Consider the following 17524-nt stretch of genomic DNA (forward strand, 5'->3'; position numbering starts at 1 on the left):
ATCTGACTTTATCAGCGCAGGGCCAAAAGGCTCTGGCGCAGAATGAGTGCGACAACCTCATTATCCGAGCATAAAACGAGCGAGATACGATGACTCTGAACCTGGTAAGTGAGCAGTTGCTAACTGCTAACAATATTAATCAGCAGGACCTGTTTTCCCTGTTAGGGCAGCTTTCAGAACGTCGTCTGGATTATGCCGATCTCTATTTTCAGTCCAGCTTCCATGAGTCCTGGGTGCTGGAAGACAAAATCATCAAAGACGGCTCCTGGCATATTGACCAGGGCGTCGGCGTGCGCGCCGTCAGCGGCGAAAAAACCGGCTTCGCCTATGCCGACCAGATTACCCTGAACGCGCTGCGCCAGTCGGCGGAAGCGGCGCGCAGCATTGTGCGCGAACAGGGCAACGGCAAGGCGCATACGCTGTCGAACGTGATGCATCGCGCGCTCTATCAGCCGATTAACCCGCTCGACAGCCTGACGCGCGAGGATAAAATCGCGCTGCTGCAGCGCGTAGACAAAGTGGCGCGCGCCGCAGACGCGCGCGTGCAGGAAGTTAACGCCAGCCTGAGCGGCGTCTATGAGCAGGTGCTGGTCGCAGCGACCGACGGTACGCTGGCGACGGATGTGCGCCCGCTGGTGCGGCTCTCTGTCAGCGTGCTGGTGGAGGATCAGGGCAAACGCGAGCGCGGCGCCAGCGGCGGCGGTGCGCGCGTCGGCTACGAATTCTTCCTCGCCGATGAAAATGGCGACGTGCGCGCCGACGCCTGGGCGAAAGAGGCGGTGCGTATGGCGCTGGTCAATCTCTCCGCCGTCGCGGCACCAGCGGGCACGTTGCCGGTAGTGCTGGGCGCTGGCTGGCCGGGCGTGCTGCTGCACGAAGCGGTAGGCCATGGTCTGGAGGGCGATTTCAACCGCCGCGAAACCTCGGTATTCAGCGGCAAAATGGGCCAACTGGTGGCGTCAGAGCTTTGCACCGTAGTTGATGACGGCACCATTGAAGGGCTGCGCGGTTCGCTGGCAGTGGATGATGAAGGCGTTCCTGGCCAGTACAACGTACTGATCGAAAATGGCGTGCTGAAAGGCTATATGCAGGACAAACTCAACGCACGTCTGATGGGCGTCGCGCCGACCGGCAACGGCCGCCGCGAATCCTATGCGCACCTGCCGATGCCGCGTATGACCAATACCTATATGCTGGCAGGCAAATCGACGCCGCAGGAGATTATTGAAAGCGTCGAGTATGGTCTTTACGCGCCTAACTTTGGCGGCGGCCAGGTGGACATCACCTCCGGCAAGTTTGTCTTCTCCACCTCAGAAGCCTATCTGATTGAGAACGGCAAAGTGACGAAACCGGTGAAAGGCGCCACGCTGATCGGCTCCGGCATTGAGGCGATGCAGCAAATCTCTATGGTTGGCAACGATCTGGCGCTGGATAAAGGCGTCGGCGTATGCGGCAAAGAGGGGCAGAGCGTGCCGGTTGGTGTCGGCCAGCCGACGCTGAAGCTGGATAAGCTTACTATCGGCGGCACCGCCTGATACCCCTGACAGTCCGCCATCAGGCGGGCTGTCAGCTTGCGCGGTGCTGTTGATACTGCTCCGCCACCTGCTGGAAATATTCAGTCAGATAGTCGATACAGACCTGCACTTTAAGCGGCAGCTTATCTTTTTCGGTATAGAGCGCATAAACCGGACGCGGATCGGACTGATACTGCGGGAAAAGGATGTCGATTTCGCCCGCGTTAATCTCCTCAATCACCCACATCATCGGCACATAGGCGATGCCGTTACCGGCTTTCAGCCAGCGGATCAGCGTCAGCGAGTCGTTGGTGACGAAACGGCCCTGCGGCGACAGGCGAGTAACCAGCCCTTCGGGCGCGATCAGCTCAAAGTTATTATCCGGACGAACGCTATATTCAAGCCAGGCGAAGTTATCGACGTCGGCCGGTTTCTCCGGCGTGCCGTGCTGCTGCAGATAGCTTTTCGCCGCGCATACCACCATCGGCATCGCGCCGAGGCGGCGAGAAAACAGGCTGGAGTCTTTCAGCGCACCGACGCGGATGACCAGGTCCAGCCCGTCGGCGATCAGATCCGGCGCCGGGATGCCCGCAACCAGATTCACGCTCAGACCAGGATACTCACGCAGCATATTGCTTGTCATCTCCGCGAGGACGTTTTGCGCCATCGTCGAGGAGCTGCCGATACGCAGCGTGCCAATCGGCGTGTTGTTGAAAGCGTAGAGCTGCTCATGCACCTGCGAGGCTTCAGCCAGCATACGGCGACAGCCCTGATAGTAGATTTTACCCGCCTCGGTCAGGCCGATACTGCGCGTGCTGCGGTTAAGCAGCTTAACCTGTAGCTCATCTTCCAGTTTCGCCACAATCTGACTGATAGACGAAACGCTGAGGTGAAGCTGGCGCGCGGCGGCGGTAAAAGACCCTAATTCAACCACTTTGGCGAAAATGGACATGCCCTTCAGTCGTTCCATTGTTTACTCTGATTAAAAAGTGATTTAGCTCACATTCTGTAGAAAACGTATAGTCAGGCGCGTTACTATATGCGCGCCCGGGTATTTCCCGGTGATTCGCTTTTGTCCGGGAAGGGTTAAGCCGGTCTGCTGTAAAACGTCTGTTGCTGCCCGATGATACGCTATTATTTACTCAGCAGTGGTTCGGATGCTGCCATCCGCCACCAACTCGTTGCGGCTTGCAGCCGGGCAGGCTAAGGATCATCCCGGCAAGGTCGTACTAAGGATCCCTGATGAGTGTGCTTCCGGTTTTTGTCGTGTTTGGGCTCTCTTTCCCGCCCATTTTCATTGAATTAATCGTCTCGCTAATGCTGTTCTGGTTAGTGAAACGCCTGCTGACGCCGAGCGGGATTTACGATCTCGTCTGGCATCCGGCGCTTTTTAACACGGCGCTCTATTGCTGTGTGTTTTACCTGGTATCCCGTCTATTCGTCTGAGGTTTAAGTGAAATCGCTAATAAGAAAAATCGCGCGTTACGCGATTACTATCCTGCTGGTCATCATCGCTGTGGTTATCATCTTCCGCGCCTGGGTGTTTTACACCGAGTCGCCGTGGACGCGTGACGCTAAATTCGCTGCGGATGTCGTGGCTATCTCGCCGGATGTGACAGGCCTGATCACTGACGTGCCTGTACATGACAACCAGCTGGTGAAGAAGGGTGACACCCTGTTTGTGGTGGATCGTCCGCGTTATCAAAAAGCGCTGGATCAGGCGCAGGCCGATGTCGAATATTATCAGGCGCTGGTAAGTGAGAAACGCCGTGAAGCGGCGCGCCGCAACCAGCTGGGCACCTCGGCGATGTCGCGCGAAGCGATCGACCAGGCGAACAACGATCTGCAAACCACGGAACATCAGCTGGCGAAATCGATCGCCACGCGCGACCTGGCGAAAATCGATCTGGATAGAACCGCCATCACCGCGCCATCCGATGGCTGGGTGACCAACCTCAACGTCTATGAGGGCGAATTCATTACGCGCGGTTCGGTCGCGGTGGCGCTGGTGCAACAGCACTCCTTCTATGTGCTGGCCTATCTTGAAGAGACCAAGCTGCACGGCGTCGAGCCTGGCTATCGCGCGGAAGTGACGCCGCTCGGCAGCAATGTGGTGCTGCGCGGCACCGTCGACAGCGTCGCGGCTGGCGTGACCAACAGCAGCAGCTCGGTCGACAGCAAAGGCATGGCGACCGTGGACTCTAATCTGGAGTGGGTACGACTGGCGCAGCGTGTGCCGGTGCGCATCCGTCTCGATCAGCAGCCTGGCAACCGCTTCCCGGCGGGCACCACCGCAACGGTAGTGATCACCGGGCAAAACGACCGCGCCGATACGCAGACTTCGCCAATGGCGCGTCTCTTTAATCGCCTGCGTGAGTTTGGTTAAGCGGGGCCGATATGATCGAGTTCCTGCGTTTCCCGGTCAAGCTGACCTTCGCGCTGGTAGCGGCGCTGCTGATCGGCTTTCATCTCAACCTTGAAACGCCCCGCTGGGCGGTGATGACCGCCGGCATCGTCGCCGGCGGCACCGCTTTCGTCGCCGGCGGCGATCCCTATTCCGGCGCGCTGCGCTACCGCGGCATTTTGCGTATTATCGGCACCTTTATTGGCTGTATCGCTGCGCTGACCATCATGATCGCCACCGTGCGCGCGCCTGTAGTCATGCTGCTGCTCTGCTGTCTCTGGGCGGGCGTCTGCGTCTGGCTCTCCTCGCTAATCAAAGTTGAAAACTCCTACGCGCTGGGTCTGGCGGGCTATACCGCGCTGATTATCGTCGTGACCTCAGACGCCAGCGGCGGGCTGACGCTGGCGCCGCAGTTTGCGGTGGAGCGCTGTAGCGAGATTGTGCTCGGCATCCTCTGCGCCATCCTGGCTGATATGATCTTCTCGCCGCGCTCCATTAAAAAGGTGATCGACAATGAGGTCGATTCGCTGCTGGTCGCGCATTACCGCCTGCTGCAGCTCTGCGTTGCGCATGAGGACAAAGAGGAAGTCGACAAGGCGTGGAGCGCGCTGGTGCGTCGCACCTCGGCGCTTGGCACCATGCGCGGCCAATTGATGATGGAATCCTCGCGCTGGCAAAACGCCAACCGCCGCCTGCAAATGCTCAGTACGCTTTCGCTGACCATGATTACCCAGGCGGCGGAAACCTTTCTGATCCAGAACGCGCGCCCGGAATATATTCCGCCTCAGTATCGGCTGCTGATAGAAAAGGATGTGGAAAACGTCGCCGACGTGCACAGACGCATGAAGGTCATGCGACGGGTCATCGGCGCCAGCAGCGACGGCAAAGCGCCCGTGACCCTGGCCAGTTGGGTCGGCGCGGCGACGGAATATTTATTGCTGCTGAAAGGCATTAAAAGCAACAGCCGCATCACGTCGCTGGAAGAGGGCATTCTTGAGCGCGAAGTGGTGATTCAAGCGCGTTCCGCTGAAACGCACCACGCGATGATTAATGGCATCCGCACCTTTGTCGCTACTGCGCTCGGCTCGCTGTTCTGGCTCTATACCGGCTGGACATCCGGCAGCGGCTGCATGGTAATGCTGGCGGTGATCACCGCGCTGGCGATGCGCGTGCCCAATCCGCTGATGATGGCAAAAGACTTTCTCTACGGCATGACCGTAGCGGTGCCGCTCGGCGCGCTCTATTTTATCTTTGTGCTGCCGAATACGCAGCAGAGCGCGCTGTTGCTCTGTATCGCCATCGGGCTGCTCGGTTTTGTCGGCGGTATTTTCGTACAGCGTCGCCAGATCGGCACCCTCGGCGCGCTAATCGGCACCCTGAACGTGCTGGTGCTCGATAACCCGATGAAATTCCAGTTCAACGTCTTTCTCGACAACGTGCTGGGGCAGGTGATCGGCTGCTTCGTGGCGATGATGGTGATCCTGCTTATCCGCGACAAATCGAAAGCGCGTACCGGACGCAAGCTGCTGAACCGCTTTATGTATGCAGCCGTTTCGGCGATGACGACCAACCAGGCGCGCCGCCGCGAAAACCATCTGCCTGCGCTTTATCAGCAGCTGTTTATGTTGCTGAACCTGTTCCCTGGCGATATCGATAAATATCGCATCGCGCTGACGCTGATTATCGGCCACCAGCGGCTGCGTAACGCGGCTGTGCCGGTCAATGCTGACCTGTCGGCCTTTCACCGCCAGCTGCGCTACACGGCAGATCGGGTAATTTCGGCGCGCAGCGATGAGAAACGTCGACACTATTTCGAACAGCTGCTGGCGGAGTTCGATGTCTATCAGCAGAAGCTGGTGCAGTATGACGCGCCGCTTAGCGTTACCGAGCCGGTGAAGCGTCTCGCCGATATGCTGAGCAAATACCAGAACACCCTCATCCAAATCTGAATCTGGCCGCTGCCCGGCGCAGCGGCCTCTCAATGCCACGCCTTCACTAAAACGCCTGCTTTTGCCATCTATACTTTTCTGACAGGAAAAGAACTGACAGGAGCGAACCTATGACGACCCCACTGCACGACAGCGAGCTTTTTCAGACCGGCTATCTGGCCGACGGCGAGTGGCGCCGCACCGCCGCTACCTTTGATGTGTTAAACCCGGCTACGGGCGAGGTGCTGGCCACCGTCGCGAAAGCGGGAAAAGCCGAAACCGAGCAGGCGATTGCCGCAGCTGAACGCGCCTTTCCCGCCTGGCGCGCGCAGACTGCCAAAGCGCGATCGGAAATCCTTTATCGCTGGTATCAGTTGATGATCGAGAACAAAGCCTGGCTGGCGCAGTTGATGACCGCCGAACAGGGTAAGCCACTCAAAGAGGCGGAAGGCGAAGTGGTATACGCTGCCAGCTTTATTCAGTGGTTTGCCGAACAGGCGAAGCGCGCTAACGGCGAAATTATCCCGCCCGCCAAACCCGGCTCGCGCATCCTGGCTACGCGCGAACCGATCGGCGTGGTAGCTGCGATTACGCCATGGAATTTCCCCATGGCGATGTTAACGCGCAAACTCGGCCCGGCGCTGGCGGCGGGCTGCACCGGCATTATCAAACCAGCCAACAACACTCCGCTGAGCGCCTTCGCGCTGCTGGCGCTGGCGAAAAAGGCAGGCGTACCGGATGGCGTGCTTAACGCGGTGGCTGGCGATACGCACGCGATCAGCGATGCGATTATGGCGAGCAAGGCGGTACGGAAAATCTCCTTTACCGGATCGACCCAGGTTGGTAAGACGCTGGTGCGCAACGCCGCCGAGACGATGAAAAAGGTATCGATGGAGCTGGGGGGCAATGCGCCCTATATCGTCTTTGACGATGCGGATATTGACGCAGCGGTGAAAGGCGCGATTGCCAATAAATTTCGCAATGCCGGTCAGGTCTGCGTCAGCGTTAACCGCTTCTATATTCATGATGCCGTTTACGATCGATTCGTGAATCAGCTGGCTGACGAAGTGAAAAAGCTTAAGGTTGGCAACGGCGCAGAAGAGGGCGTGGTGGTAGGCCCGCTGATCGAGGCTTCCGCCGTGGATAAAGTGGAAGAGCACGTTAAAGACGCGAAAGCCAAAGGCGGCCGGATCGTCACTGGCGGTGAGCGTCACGCGCTGGGCGGCAACTTCTGGCAGCCGACGGTCATTGCCGACGCGCACGAAGAGATGAAGCTGGCGCAGGAAGAGACGTTCGGTCCGGTAGCGGCCTGTTTTCGTTTTAGCGATGAGGCGGAGGTCATTCGCCGCGCCAACGATACGGAATTCGGACTGGCGGCTTATTTCTATACCCAAAACCTGCAGCGCGTCTTTCGCGTTTCGGCCGCGCTTGAAAGCGGCATGATTGGCATCAACGAGTGCGCGGTATCGACCGAGCTGGCGCCGTTCGGCGGCGTCAAAGAGTCGGGGCTGGGACGAGAAGGGTCAGTGCTTGGCCTGGAGGAGTATCTGGAAGTCAAAGCGCTGCATATTGGCGGCCTGAGCGAAAATTAACGCGCGGGCGGCTCCGGCCGCCCGGTAAGGAAGGACAGGAGCCTTCACTATGAAAACCGAGCGTTTCGACTTTAACGAGATTGTCGACCAGTCGCATTTTTTTCGTCAGTTTAGCGAGCGCTTCGCTCTGAATGCGCACCGCATCAGCGATCTGGACGCGTTATGGGACGTGCTCACCGGCGAAGAGCTGCCGATGCCGCTGGAAATTGAATTTATTCATCTTGGAAAGGGGCAGAAGCGGCGCTATGGTGCGCTGATACTGCTCTTTGACGAGGCGGAAGAGGAGCTGGAAGGCCAGCTCCGCTTTAATATTAAGTAACCCGAAAAAGGGCCCCGACAAGCGGGGCCAAGGGGTTCGTCAGTAGTTGACGAGGAATTACTTATAAAGTTCGGCAGTGAAGTGGTAGCTGTCGCCGGTGTGCGCTTCGATCACTTTATAGGCGCTGGCACCTTGTTCATCGGCTTTCTGAGAAAGCTGCGCGCGATAATCCATCGGCGAGCCGGCTGTACCACTGATGGTCACTGTTCCCGCAGGCTGCATAGTCTGCGCCTGATCGCCAGTAATCAGTTGCGCTGCCTGAGCGCCAAATGCGATTACGGAAAGCAGACTAACGGTTGCGATGGTTGTTTTGATTTTCATAATTCATCTCCTCATTACAATCAACAACCTGCGGTTGGCATCAGAGTGCGGGTCGTCGATATAGCCAGGCGTCGCATGGGCGCCCGATCGGTTAATTATTTATAAAGCTCAGCCGTGACGTGATAGGTATCGTCCTGGTTATTCTCAATGATGCGATAGTGGCTGGCGCCCTGCGCATCGGCTTTCTGAGAAAGCGCCTGACGAATATTGGTCTGGTCGCCGTCATGGCCGCTGATGCTGATAGTCTGGTTCAGCGGCTGCAGCGTTTCAGCCTGTTGATTTGATACCAGGCTGGCTGCACTGGCACCGAACGACAGAACGGCAGTTAAACTTGCTAAGGCGATAATGGATTTGGTTTTCATGGTCTACTCTCCTGAATTCATCGATTAGGCACCCGATGCGCAATGCGCGCTTCAATAAGGTCGCCGTTACAACGTTGTCTGGTTAACGAACTTATTTATAAAGCTCAGCAGTCGCGTGGTAGTTGCCATTGTTATAGGCCTCGATAACACGGTACGCGCTGGCACCCTGCTGCTCTGCTTTCGCATTCAGTTCGTCATTGATTTGTGCAGGAGAACCGGCTACGCCGCTTACGCTTACTGAACCGATAGACTGCAGATTTTGCGCCTGCTGCGAGTTAACAGATTCTGCTGCAAATGCGCCGAATGACAGTGCTGATAGAATACTCAGGGTTGCGATAGTAGTTTTAACGTTCATATATATTTCCTCGTCGTCTGTTTTTGTCTTTTTGTTTGATGTGATTTGCGTCACGAAAAGAAGTATAGAACTAATAACGCCTGAAATTAATACCTGCCTAATAATGTTTAGTTGTTATTCTTTATCCTTATGACTCATTTTTATTCTTTATAGTTATAAAAAACGGATAAAAAATAGCCTTTCAGCCTTAAATTCCTTTAAAAACATAATGGTAAGTGACTTTATCTTTTTGTGCGAAAGAACGTGGTGAATGTGGCTGGTTATTGATTTGGATCTGGGCGTTGCCGCTAATTGCGTAGTGTAAAGCAGCGTAAAATAGCGCGAAAGGGTAAGCAGGCTAAAAGGTATGACCAACATCAGCAGCGAAAACAGCAGGGAAATGAATAAGGCAACTGACAGAATTAGCAGGGAATAGAGGGATGTTGTCGTCAGAGAAGCGACCAGCAGCGCGGAGTGCCGGTCGCGTAAAGCGGTTAAAGTTCCTGTTCAAACACCGTCAGAAGCGCGCTATGCAGCTTCCTGACGGTAAAAGCGCGCGCTGGCGTAATAAAAATCGTGTCGTCGCCAGCGATAGTGCCGAGAATGCCTTCCGCTTTGCCCAGCGAGTCGAGCAGGCGAGCAATCAGCTGCGCTGCGCCAGGGCTGGTGCGGATCACGATCAGCGCATCGTTATAGTCGATATCCAGCACCAGGTTTTTTAACGGGCTGGTAGTGGTTGGCACGCCAAGTTCCGCAGGCAGACAGTAAACCATCTCCATCTTGGCGTTGCGCGTGCGCACCGCGCCGAATTTAGTCAGCATACGAGAGACCTTCGACTGATTGATATTGTCGAAGCCTTCTTCCTGCAGCGCCTGCACAATCTCGCCTTGAGAACTGAATTTCTCTTGTTTCAATAAGGCTTTAAACGCTTTGATCAATTCGTCTTGTTTTGATGGGTTTCGCATAAGCTACCAGTAAAGAAAAATGCCGAACGCCCGCCGACGGCAGATAAATTATTATGCATATGAATGAATTTTTATGCAATTGGTCGATGAAGCAGGCAGGCGCCGCGTATTGCGGGCGCTCATGATAACAAAATTTTCTGCGCAGACCAAAAACGGTGCGGGCGGGGTAAGCGAAGGTTGCGGAATTGTTATACAATTGAGGTGTACTGAATGTATAGCTATCGCGGCCGTGCTCTATCTGCTATCGACATCGTTGTCGGTCATTCAGGCGCGTTGTGCTGACAAAGTAGCAACCCATAAGATTAAGTGCTGCGGCACGCATAATGAACAGTGGGTTTGTCATCGTCTGAGAAGTTGATTCAGGTCTGGACACAGATGGAAATTCGGCTCTACTCTGCCCCACCTTAATAAGGAGTACAGAATGAAAGTTGCCGTTCTTGGCGCTGCTGGCGGAATCGGTCAGGCGCTCGCCCTTCTGTTAAAAACCCAGCTTCCTGCGGGTTCCGAACTCACGCTCTATGATATCGCGCCGGTAACGCCTGGCGTGGCGGTAGATCTCAGCCATATCCCCACCGCAGTCAAAATCCAGGGCTTTAGCGGCGAAGATGCGACGCCTGCGCTGCATGGCGCGGACGTCATTCTCATCTCGGCGGGTGTGGCGCGTAAGCCGGGCATGGATCGCGCCGATCTGTTTAACGTCAACGCAGGGATTGTGCGTAACCTTATCGAGCAAGTGGCACAAACCGCCCCTGAAGCGCTTATTGGCATTATCACCAACCCGGTTAACACCACGGTGGCGATCGCGGCTGACGTGCTGAAAAAACATGGGGTGTATGACAAAAATCGTCTGTTCGGCGTCACAACGCTGGATATCATCCGCGCGAATACCTTTGTCGCTGAACTGAAAGGCAAACAGCCGAATGAGGTTGAGGTGCCGGTGATTGGCGGTCACTCCGGCGTCACTATCCTGCCTCTGTTATCACAGGTGAAAGGGGTGAGCTTCAGCGACGAAGAGGTCGCCAGCCTGACAAAACGTATTCAGAATGCTGGTACGGAAGTGGTCGAGGCGAAAGCGGGTGGCGGCTCCGCGACGCTGTCGATGGGCCAGGCGGCGGCGCGCTTCGGCTTATCGCTGGTACGCGCGCTACAGGGCGAGGCGAACATCGTCGAGTGCGCCTACGTAGAAGGAGATGGCGAGTATGCCCGCTTCTTCTCGCAGCCGCTGCTGTTGGGCAAAAAGGGTATTGCGGAGCGACGCGCTATCGGCTCGCTCAGCGAGTTTGAAAAGCAGGCGTTAAACGGCATGCTGGAGACGCTGAGAAAAGATATCGCGCAGGGCGAAGAGTTTGTGAAGCAGTAAGCGCGCCGGTTTAGCGCTATTTCTCTTCTGACGAGGCCCGCATTCGCGGGCCTCTGTTTACCGGGAAGAATATAAGCCTGACTGCGCGCGGTTATAACGTAGCGCGGCGTTTCAGTTAAAGCCCACCCGATTTAAACGTACGCGATGACGGCGAGCCGTTGCTGGCGGGTGACTTTTTACCCAGCGTCTCCATACGCACCTGGAAAGGCGGGAAGGGCATTTCGATGCCGTGCTCGGCAAAGCCTTTCAGGATCAGCTGGTGCAGCTCATGACGCAGCGGCATGCGGTGACCCATCTCCGCAGCATGGATACGCAGCTCGAACAGCTGGATACCCTGCTGCAAATCAACCAGGAAGACGTCCGGGGCCGGCACATCCAGCACATAACTACAGCGCTCGCACGCCTGCCTCAGTACCGTTGTCACCTCTTCGCTGTCCACATGCGCGGGCGCAGGAATCGTCAATACTACGCGTGTCACCGAGTCGGAGAGCGACCAGTTGACGAACTGTTCGGTGATAAAGGCTTTGTTCGGAACAATGATCTCTTTACGGTCCCAGTCGATAATGGTGGTAGCGCGCGTATTGATGCGCGTAATGCTGCCGGTAAGATCGCGGATCGTCACCGTATCGCCGATACGAATCGGCTTTTCAAACAAAATAATCAGGCCGGAGATAAAGTTGGCGAAAATCTCCTGCAGGCCAAAACCGAGTCCCACACCAAGCGCGGCGACCAGCCACTGCAGCTTCGACCATTCAATGCCGAGCATTGAGAAGCCAATCAGGCCGCCGACCAGCATCAGCACATATTTGGTCAGGGTGGTGATGGCGTATCCGGTACCCGGCGTCAGATTAAGGTGCTGCAGCAGCGCCAGCTCCAGCAGCGCCGGCATATTGCGCACCAGTTGCGTGGTGATAATCAGCACCAGAATCGCAATCAGCACCGAGCCCAGCGTAATAGGCTGAATGCTCTCAACGCCCTGCACCGTGGTACTGACGTCCCACAGGCGAATGTTCTCGAGGAAGCCGAACGCGGAGTGAATCTCCGACCAGAGCACAATCACCGACACCAGCGCAATCAGGGTGAGGATAGATCGCACCAGCCGCAGCGACTGCGCGCTGATGGCGTCGAGGTCGATAATCGGCTCATCTACCTCGACCTCGCCGTTCTGCGCGGCCGAGTCTTTCTCATCTTCGTGACGCGCGCGGTTCGCCAGCATATCGGCACGGCGCTGACGCGCGCGGTCAAAGGCGATGCGGCGGCGCTGAATCAGCATCCAGCGCCGGATGATGTGGTAAATCACCAGCAGCAGGAACCAGATGGCGACAGAGGTTTCCAGCCGCGCCAGCAGCGCCTGCGCGGTCGCCAGATAGCCGATCGCCGCGGCGAGGGCGGCCGCCAGCGGAATAGCGATCATCAGGTTCCACAGCACGCGGTTCACGAGGTTATCGCCGTTGCCCTCTTTATCCAGATAGAGCGGGATACCGGCGCGTTTCAGGCTGACGGTGACAATCGACAGTGCGCCGCAGATCAAGATAAAACAGAGCCGGCCGAGCGAAGCGGAAAACTGGCGATCTTCCATATTGGCGAAGGCGATCAGCAGCATAATCAGCGGCACAATCAGACCGATAGTCAGCGTGTAGTAACGGGTTGCGCGCGCTACGCGGGTTTGCGGCCAGCGAAAATGCACCACAAACAGGCCGTTTGGGCGGGCGAACGCCGCGCTGATCATAAAGGCCCACAGCAGCGGCAGTGTCGCCGTAATGCCGTCGCCGAAGGCCACCGCTATCGGGTAGGGCCAGGCGTGCTGCAGCCCATAGCCGAGCGCGGCCCATAATACCGGCAGCGGCAGCGCCACCAGAATCGACCAGAAAACGGTGCGCACCGTCAGCCGGAAGCGATCCTGCGTCACTTTGCCCACTTTGCTCGCCGAGCGCGCCAGGAAAGCGTTGAAGTGACGACGCGTTCTGATGCTAAAGCCGACCAGCAGCACCGCGCCGAGCAGCGGCAGGACGGTCTCGCGGCTGGTAACCATCATCGCCAGCGCTTTGCCCAACTGGCCCAGAGTATTGAGCGACAGCAGACGCGTCAGATCGCGCGCCACTTCGACCGGATAATTGAGGCCGATGGGCGTGATATCCGCCGTCCAGAAAAGATAGCGATGGGTGGCATCTTTTACGTCGGTCAGCGCATCCTGCAGCTGGGTATTGGCGACCTTGAGTTTGGTGATCTCCAGAATCAGCGTATCGCAACCGGAAATCAGCGAATTAAGCAGCTCGCGCTGGGTTTTGAGCTGCGCATCCAGAATACGGCGCTGTTCCGCGGTAAAAGGCTGTCCGTCGGGCTGATGCTCCTTGCGCAGCGTGTCCTGCATTTGCAGCAGATCTTCGAAGTGCAGGCGCTGTACGCGCAGCTGCGCCATCTCATTATCAATCTGCTGCGATTTAGGCATCTCAGGCAGGCGTGCCACCTGCGCGCGCAGCGCTTCGCCGAGCAGATTCGACGCGCCGAGCCACTGCGACTGTTCGCGCAACGTGCCCAGCGCCTGGCGGACCTGGATAATTTGATTGGTCGCCAGCCGCTGCTGGGAGGCGACCAGATCCATGCGCTGCGCCTGCTGGTTCAACGCGCCGGAAAGCTCGCGGTTGATGTGAAACTGTTTGCTGATAACGGGCGGCAGGTCGCCGCTGTTTTCCGCCAGCTGCTCAGTGCGCGCCAGCGCCAGTTCCGCTTCGCGCTGACGCTGTTCATTGAGCTGGTTGCGCAGAGCCTGTAAGTAATTATCGAGCTGCGTCGCCTTGCGCTGATGAAGATCGGCGCGCATGCGCGCCAGCTCCTGACGGTTGTTGGCAGAGAGTTGCGCCAGCTCCAGCTCATCAACGCGCGCTTTATTCACCGCGTTTTCCGCCTGGCGCGCCCACAGCTGCGCCTGCGTCTGCGGCGAAGCGGCGGTGGTTCCGTTCTGCAGACGGCGATCGCTTTCGGTCATCGCCCGGCGTGCCTCGGTTTGCTGCTGCGGAAGCTGCGACAGGGAATCGCTGATCTCGCGGGCGCGATCCTGCTCCTGCTGCGCCTGACGGCCTTCCTCCAGCAGCTGGCTGCTGACCTGCAGGATCTCCTGATCGAGCTGGGCGCTGCTCATGCTGCTGCGTACGCTTTTGCTGTTGTCGTCTATTGAGGTGATTTGCTGGCGCAGTTCGCGCGCGAGGCGGGGAAAGTCATCGATGACCTGTTGATACTGCTTTGCGCGCTCCAGCGACTCATCGCGTTCGGAAAGATAATTGAGGGCGGCTTCAAGGAACTGCACCTGTTCCGCCTGCGCAGGCGTGCTTTTTGCCGCTTTCGCTTCGTCCAGCGCCTGTTTGATTTGGCTGGTATCCGGCACGGTGGCCGCCAGCGCTGAGGTGCTGAGCCAGAGGCTCAGCGCCAGGATGAGAAACGATCGCACAGCAAAAACACTCTCAGCGGTTAGTCGGCGATAACGTCGACGGGGTCAGTCTGCGGCAGCGCCATCGCCAGCGGCTGGCCAAGACGGGTTTTGCTTTCGGCTTCCAGACTCTCCGCCAGCTTGACGCGTCCCGGCGCGAACAGATTGATAACGGTGGAGCCCAGCTTAAAGCGCCCCATCTCCTGGCCTTTCAGCAGCACGATCGCGCCTTCACTCTCCGCTGCCGGGTAGTGCCAGCGTTTAATCACCCCTTCACGCGGCGGCGTAACGGTGCCAGCCCAGCTGGTTTCGATGCTGCCGACGATGGTGGCGCCCACGAGAATCTGCACCATCGGTCCGATATCGGTATCGAAATAGCAGATGACGCGTTCGTTGCGCGCAAACAGGTTCGGAATATTGCGCGCCGTCAGCGGGTTCACCGAGTAGAGATCGCCCGGCACATAGATCATCTCACGCAAAATACCGTTACACGGCATATGCACGCGATGGTAGTCGCGCGGCGCAAGGTAAGTGGTGACGAAATGGCCGTCGCGGAACTGTGCCGCCATCTCTTCCTGACCGGCCAGCAGCGCATCCAGCGTATAATGGTGGCCTTTCGCCTGGAAAATCTGGTCGCCTTCGATGCGGCCCAGCTGGCTGATGGCGCCATCGGCAGGCAGCACGATCAGATTCGCGTCGGGATCGACCGGACGCGCGTCGTCCTTCAGCGGACGGACAAAGAAGTCGTTGAAGGTGCGATAGCTGGCGGTATCGGACTTACGGGCTTCCGACATATCCACCTTGTAGAACCAGACGAAGATATCAATCACCAGTTTGGTCAACCAGCCGCCACGACGGCTGGCACCCCAACCCGCAAGTTCCGTTAACCATTTTTTCGGCAGTACATGATTCAGGCCGAGTTTTACACGATCAAACACCTTAGCCTCCTGGCTTTGTTTCGCGTCAATCAAAAGGGGGCGAATCATATCAGCGCCCCGGTCAGATGGCGAATTTCCCCGTGATCCCTTCCGTTATAAAGGCGATGCAGGGTCAATGCCGTGATAAGAAGCGATCATCACTCGCTGGAGGAGAAATTTTTGCGCGTTTTTACCTGCGCCATGCTCTCCAGAATACGGTGATAGTTGTCGAAGCGCGAAATGTCTATCTGGCCCGCTTCAACGGCGGCGCGGATGGCGCAGCCGGGATCGCTGCCATGCTTACAGTCGCGGAACTTACAACTGCCGAGAAATTCACGGAATTCGACAAATCCGCGCGTAATTTGTTCCGGTTCGAGATGCCATAAGCCGAACTCGCGCACCCCCGGCGAATCGATTACATCGCCGCCGTGAGGGAAGTGGTACAGGCGCGACGCGGTGGTAGTGTGCTGGCCCAGACCGGAAACGTCGGAAACATCATTGGTGACAATGGCGGTTGCCGCCGTCGCGTCAAGGCCGAGCAGGGCGTTCAGCAGGCTCGACTTACCGACGCCGGACTGTCCGGCAAAAATGCTGATACGATCGGTCAGAGCGGCTTCCAGCTCCGCCAGACCCGCTTTCGCATGGCTGGAGACCATCAGCACGCGATAGCCGATACGGCGATAGATATCCATCTGCTCATCGACGAACGCGCGCGCCTTGTCATCCAGCAGATCGGTCTTGTTCAGCACCAGCAGCGGTTCGATGCCCAGGGTTTCGCTCGCCACCAGATAGCGGTCGATAATATTGAGCGACAGCTCGGGTAAAATCGCCGACACGATAATAATCTGATCGATATTAGCGGCGATAGGCTTCAGCCCGTCGTAGTAATCAGGGCGCGTCAGCACGCTGCTGCGCTCATGAACCGCTTCGACAATGCCTTTGCCGCCGCCGAGCGCCGGACGCCAGACAACGCGGTCGCCGGTAACCAGCGAACGGATAGTGCGGCGCAGGTTGCAGCGATGCACCTCGCCCTCGCGGTCTTCAACGTCTGCGTGCATGCCGAAGCGGCTGATCACTACGCCTTCCGCCGCTTCACCAAACAGATTATCGTCAGCTTCCGGCGCTTCGCGCGGGTTCAGACGACGCTGATGGTTAGCGCTGACGCGACGTTGTTGACCTTTCGACAGTTTATTTTTGCTCACGCATCCTCTCAGGCTTTCGCCAGACTTCGCCCGGCTGGGCAAAACGTCTATGATACACCTTATTCACTATTGATGACGACTACGGCTACGGCGGGAAACAGCATGGCAACAGGAAATGAAAATAATCTGATTTGGATCGATCTGGAGATGACCGGGCTGGATCCGGAGCGCGACCGCATTATTGAGATAGCCACGCTGGTGACCGACGCGAATTTAAATATCCTGGCGGAAGGGCCGGTGATGGCAGTGCATCAGTCCGACGCGCAGCTGGCGCTGATGGATGAGTGGAACGTACGTACCCATACCGCCAGCGGGCTGGTCGAGCGCGTGAAGGCCAGCGAATTCGACGATCGCCGCGCCGAACTGGCGACGATTGAATTTCTCAAGCAGTGGGTGCCCGCCAACAGTTCGCCGATTTGCGGCAACAGCATTGGTCAGGATCGCCGCTTCCTTTTCAAATACATGCCGGAGCTGGAAGCCTATTTTCACTATCGCTATCTGGACGTCAGCACCTTAAAAGAGCTGGCGCGTCGCTGGAAGCCGGAGATTCTGCCAGGCTTTAAAAAGGCGGGCACGCACCAGGCGCTGGATGATATTCGCGAATCTGTCGCCGAGCTGGCATACTATCGCGAGCACTTTTTGCAGCTTTAGCGTTGAAAGGTGCGCAGGAAAACAGCAGGTTGCTGCTTTAATCGGCAAACGAATCGAAAGCGCAAAATTTTGCTTTTAGACTCTTGCAGCAGCAATAATTTCTCGTATAATGCGCACCCCGTACCGATGAAGAATTTATGCAACGGTACAAGGCGCGGGAATAGCTCAGTTGGTAGAGCACGACCTTGCCAAGGTCGGGGTCGCGAGTTCGAGTCTCGTTTCCCGCTCCAA

16 protein-coding genes and 1 tRNA gene are annotated in these 17524 nt (G+C 57.2%); 9 read left to right on the forward strand and 8 right to left on the reverse strand.

Translation table 11 applies throughout. The features are described from left to right. Nucleotides 1–89 precede the first annotated feature (89 nt). Nucleotides 90–1535: a metalloprotease TldD gene (gene tldD, locus EKL29_RS21065; protein ID WP_120455064.1), complete on the forward strand. Its 1446-nt coding sequence runs from the start codon at nucleotides 90–92 to the stop codon at nucleotides 1533–1535. Between the two features lie 31 nt (nucleotides 1536–1566). On the opposite strand, the gene aaeR is transcribed toward tldD, so the two are convergent. Beyond that, complete coding sequence (gene aaeR, locus EKL29_RS21070) at nucleotides 1567–2484, reverse strand: HTH-type transcriptional activator AaeR (protein ID WP_120455062.1); 918 nt, start codon at nucleotides 2482–2484, stop codon at nucleotides 1567–1569. A 272-nt stretch (nucleotides 2485–2756) separates the two neighbouring features. Here aaeR and aaeX point away from each other — a divergent pair, with 272 nt between their 5' ends. The 5 genes from aaeX to EKL29_RS21095 all read left to right on the forward strand — a co-directional run bounded on the left by aaeX (nucleotide 2757) and on the right by EKL29_RS21095 (nucleotide 7757). Beyond that, the gene (gene aaeX / locus EKL29_RS21075) at nucleotides 2757–2960 is read left to right on the forward strand and encodes a p-hydroxybenzoic acid efflux pump operon protein AaeX (RefSeq protein WP_033754795.1); all 204 of its coding nucleotides are present in this window, start codon (nucleotides 2757–2759) and stop codon (nucleotides 2958–2960) included. A gap of 7 nt (nucleotides 2961–2967) precedes the next feature. Then, nucleotides 2968–3900: a p-hydroxybenzoic acid efflux pump subunit AaeA gene (aaeA, locus tag EKL29_RS21080; protein ID WP_120455060.1), complete on the forward strand. Its 933-nt coding sequence runs from the start codon at nucleotides 2968–2970 to the stop codon at nucleotides 3898–3900. 11 nt (nucleotides 3901–3911) lie between these two features. Then, nucleotides 3912–5867: a p-hydroxybenzoic acid efflux pump subunit AaeB gene (gene aaeB / locus EKL29_RS21085; protein WP_120455059.1), complete on the forward strand. Its 1956-nt coding sequence runs from the start codon at nucleotides 3912–3914 to the stop codon at nucleotides 5865–5867. A 110-nt stretch (nucleotides 5868–5977) separates the two neighbouring features. Further along, a complete protein-coding gene (locus EKL29_RS21090) occupies nucleotides 5978–7438 on the forward strand; it encodes an NAD-dependent succinate-semialdehyde dehydrogenase (RefSeq protein WP_126690608.1) in 1461 nt (486 codons plus the stop codon). A gap of 49 nt (nucleotides 7439–7487) precedes the next feature. Next, nucleotides 7488–7757 (forward strand): barstar family protein, encoded by a 270-nt coding sequence (locus tag EKL29_RS21095; protein WP_120455055.1) that lies wholly within the window; start codon nucleotides 7488–7490, stop codon nucleotides 7755–7757. A 57-nt stretch (nucleotides 7758–7814) separates the two neighbouring features. Here EKL29_RS21095 and yhcN (EKL29_RS21100) read toward each other — a convergent pair whose 3' ends face one another. The 4 genes from yhcN (EKL29_RS21100) to argR form a co-directional block, all read right to left on the reverse strand. Next, complete coding sequence (gene yhcN / locus EKL29_RS21100) at nucleotides 7815–8078, reverse strand: peroxide/acid stress response protein YhcN (RefSeq protein ID WP_126690609.1); 264 nt, start codon at nucleotides 8076–8078, stop codon at nucleotides 7815–7817. 95 nt (nucleotides 8079–8173) lie between these two features. After that, entirely contained in the window at nucleotides 8174–8440 is a 267-nt protein-coding gene (locus EKL29_RS21105) for a YdgH/BhsA/McbA-like domain containing protein (RefSeq protein WP_120455051.1), read from the reverse strand. Between the two features lie 91 nt (nucleotides 8441–8531). Further along, entirely contained in the window at nucleotides 8532–8795 is a 264-nt protein-coding gene (gene yhcN, locus EKL29_RS21110) for a peroxide/acid stress response protein YhcN (RefSeq protein ID WP_120455050.1), read from the reverse strand. 473 nt (nucleotides 8796–9268) lie between these two features. After that, on the reverse strand, nucleotides 9269–9739 hold the full coding sequence (gene argR, locus EKL29_RS21115) for a transcriptional regulator ArgR (RefSeq protein ID WP_103794479.1): 471 nt from the start codon (nucleotides 9737–9739) through the stop codon (nucleotides 9269–9271). Nucleotides 9740–10160: 421 nt separating this feature from the next. On the opposite strand from argR, the gene mdh reads away from it, so the two are divergent. Next, a complete protein-coding gene (gene mdh / locus EKL29_RS21120; RefSeq protein ID WP_120455048.1) occupies nucleotides 10161–11099 on the forward strand; it encodes a malate dehydrogenase in 939 nt (312 codons plus the stop codon). Between the two features lie 115 nt (nucleotides 11100–11214). Here the strand turns inward: mdh and mscM are convergent, their stop codons facing one another. The 3 genes from mscM to rsgA all read right to left on the reverse strand — a co-directional run bounded on the left by mscM (nucleotide 11215) and on the right by rsgA (nucleotide 16642). Then, nucleotides 11215–14544, reverse strand: coding sequence for a miniconductance mechanosensitive channel MscM (gene mscM / locus EKL29_RS21125; RefSeq protein ID WP_126690610.1), 3330 nt, complete (start codon nucleotides 14542–14544; stop codon nucleotides 11215–11217). A 20-nt stretch (nucleotides 14545–14564) separates the two neighbouring features. Next, the gene (gene asd, locus EKL29_RS21130; RefSeq protein WP_120455044.1) at nucleotides 14565–15461 is read right to left on the reverse strand and encodes an archaetidylserine decarboxylase; all 897 of its coding nucleotides are present in this window, start codon (nucleotides 15459–15461) and stop codon (nucleotides 14565–14567) included. A 137-nt stretch (nucleotides 15462–15598) separates the two neighbouring features. Next, entirely contained in the window at nucleotides 15599–16642 is a 1044-nt protein-coding gene (gene rsgA / locus EKL29_RS21135; protein ID WP_120455042.1) for a small ribosomal subunit biogenesis GTPase RsgA, read from the reverse strand. Between the two features lie 102 nt (nucleotides 16643–16744). Between rsgA and orn the strand changes: the two genes are divergently transcribed. Both orn and EKL29_RS21145 read left to right on the forward strand, forming a co-directional pair. Continuing rightward, complete coding sequence (orn, locus tag EKL29_RS21140) at nucleotides 16745–17293, forward strand: oligoribonuclease (RefSeq protein ID WP_033754827.1); 549 nt, start codon at nucleotides 16745–16747, stop codon at nucleotides 17291–17293. 154 nt (nucleotides 17294–17447) lie between these two features. Next, nucleotides 17448–17523, forward strand: a tRNA-Gly gene (locus tag EKL29_RS21145). Nucleotide 17524: the final 1 nt, after the last annotated feature.

The organism is Pantoea sp. YU22 (assembly GCF_003970755.1).
In the GTDB taxonomy this organism is placed as follows: Bacteria; Pseudomonadota; Gammaproteobacteria; order Enterobacterales; family Enterobacteriaceae; genus Pantoea; species Pantoea piersonii.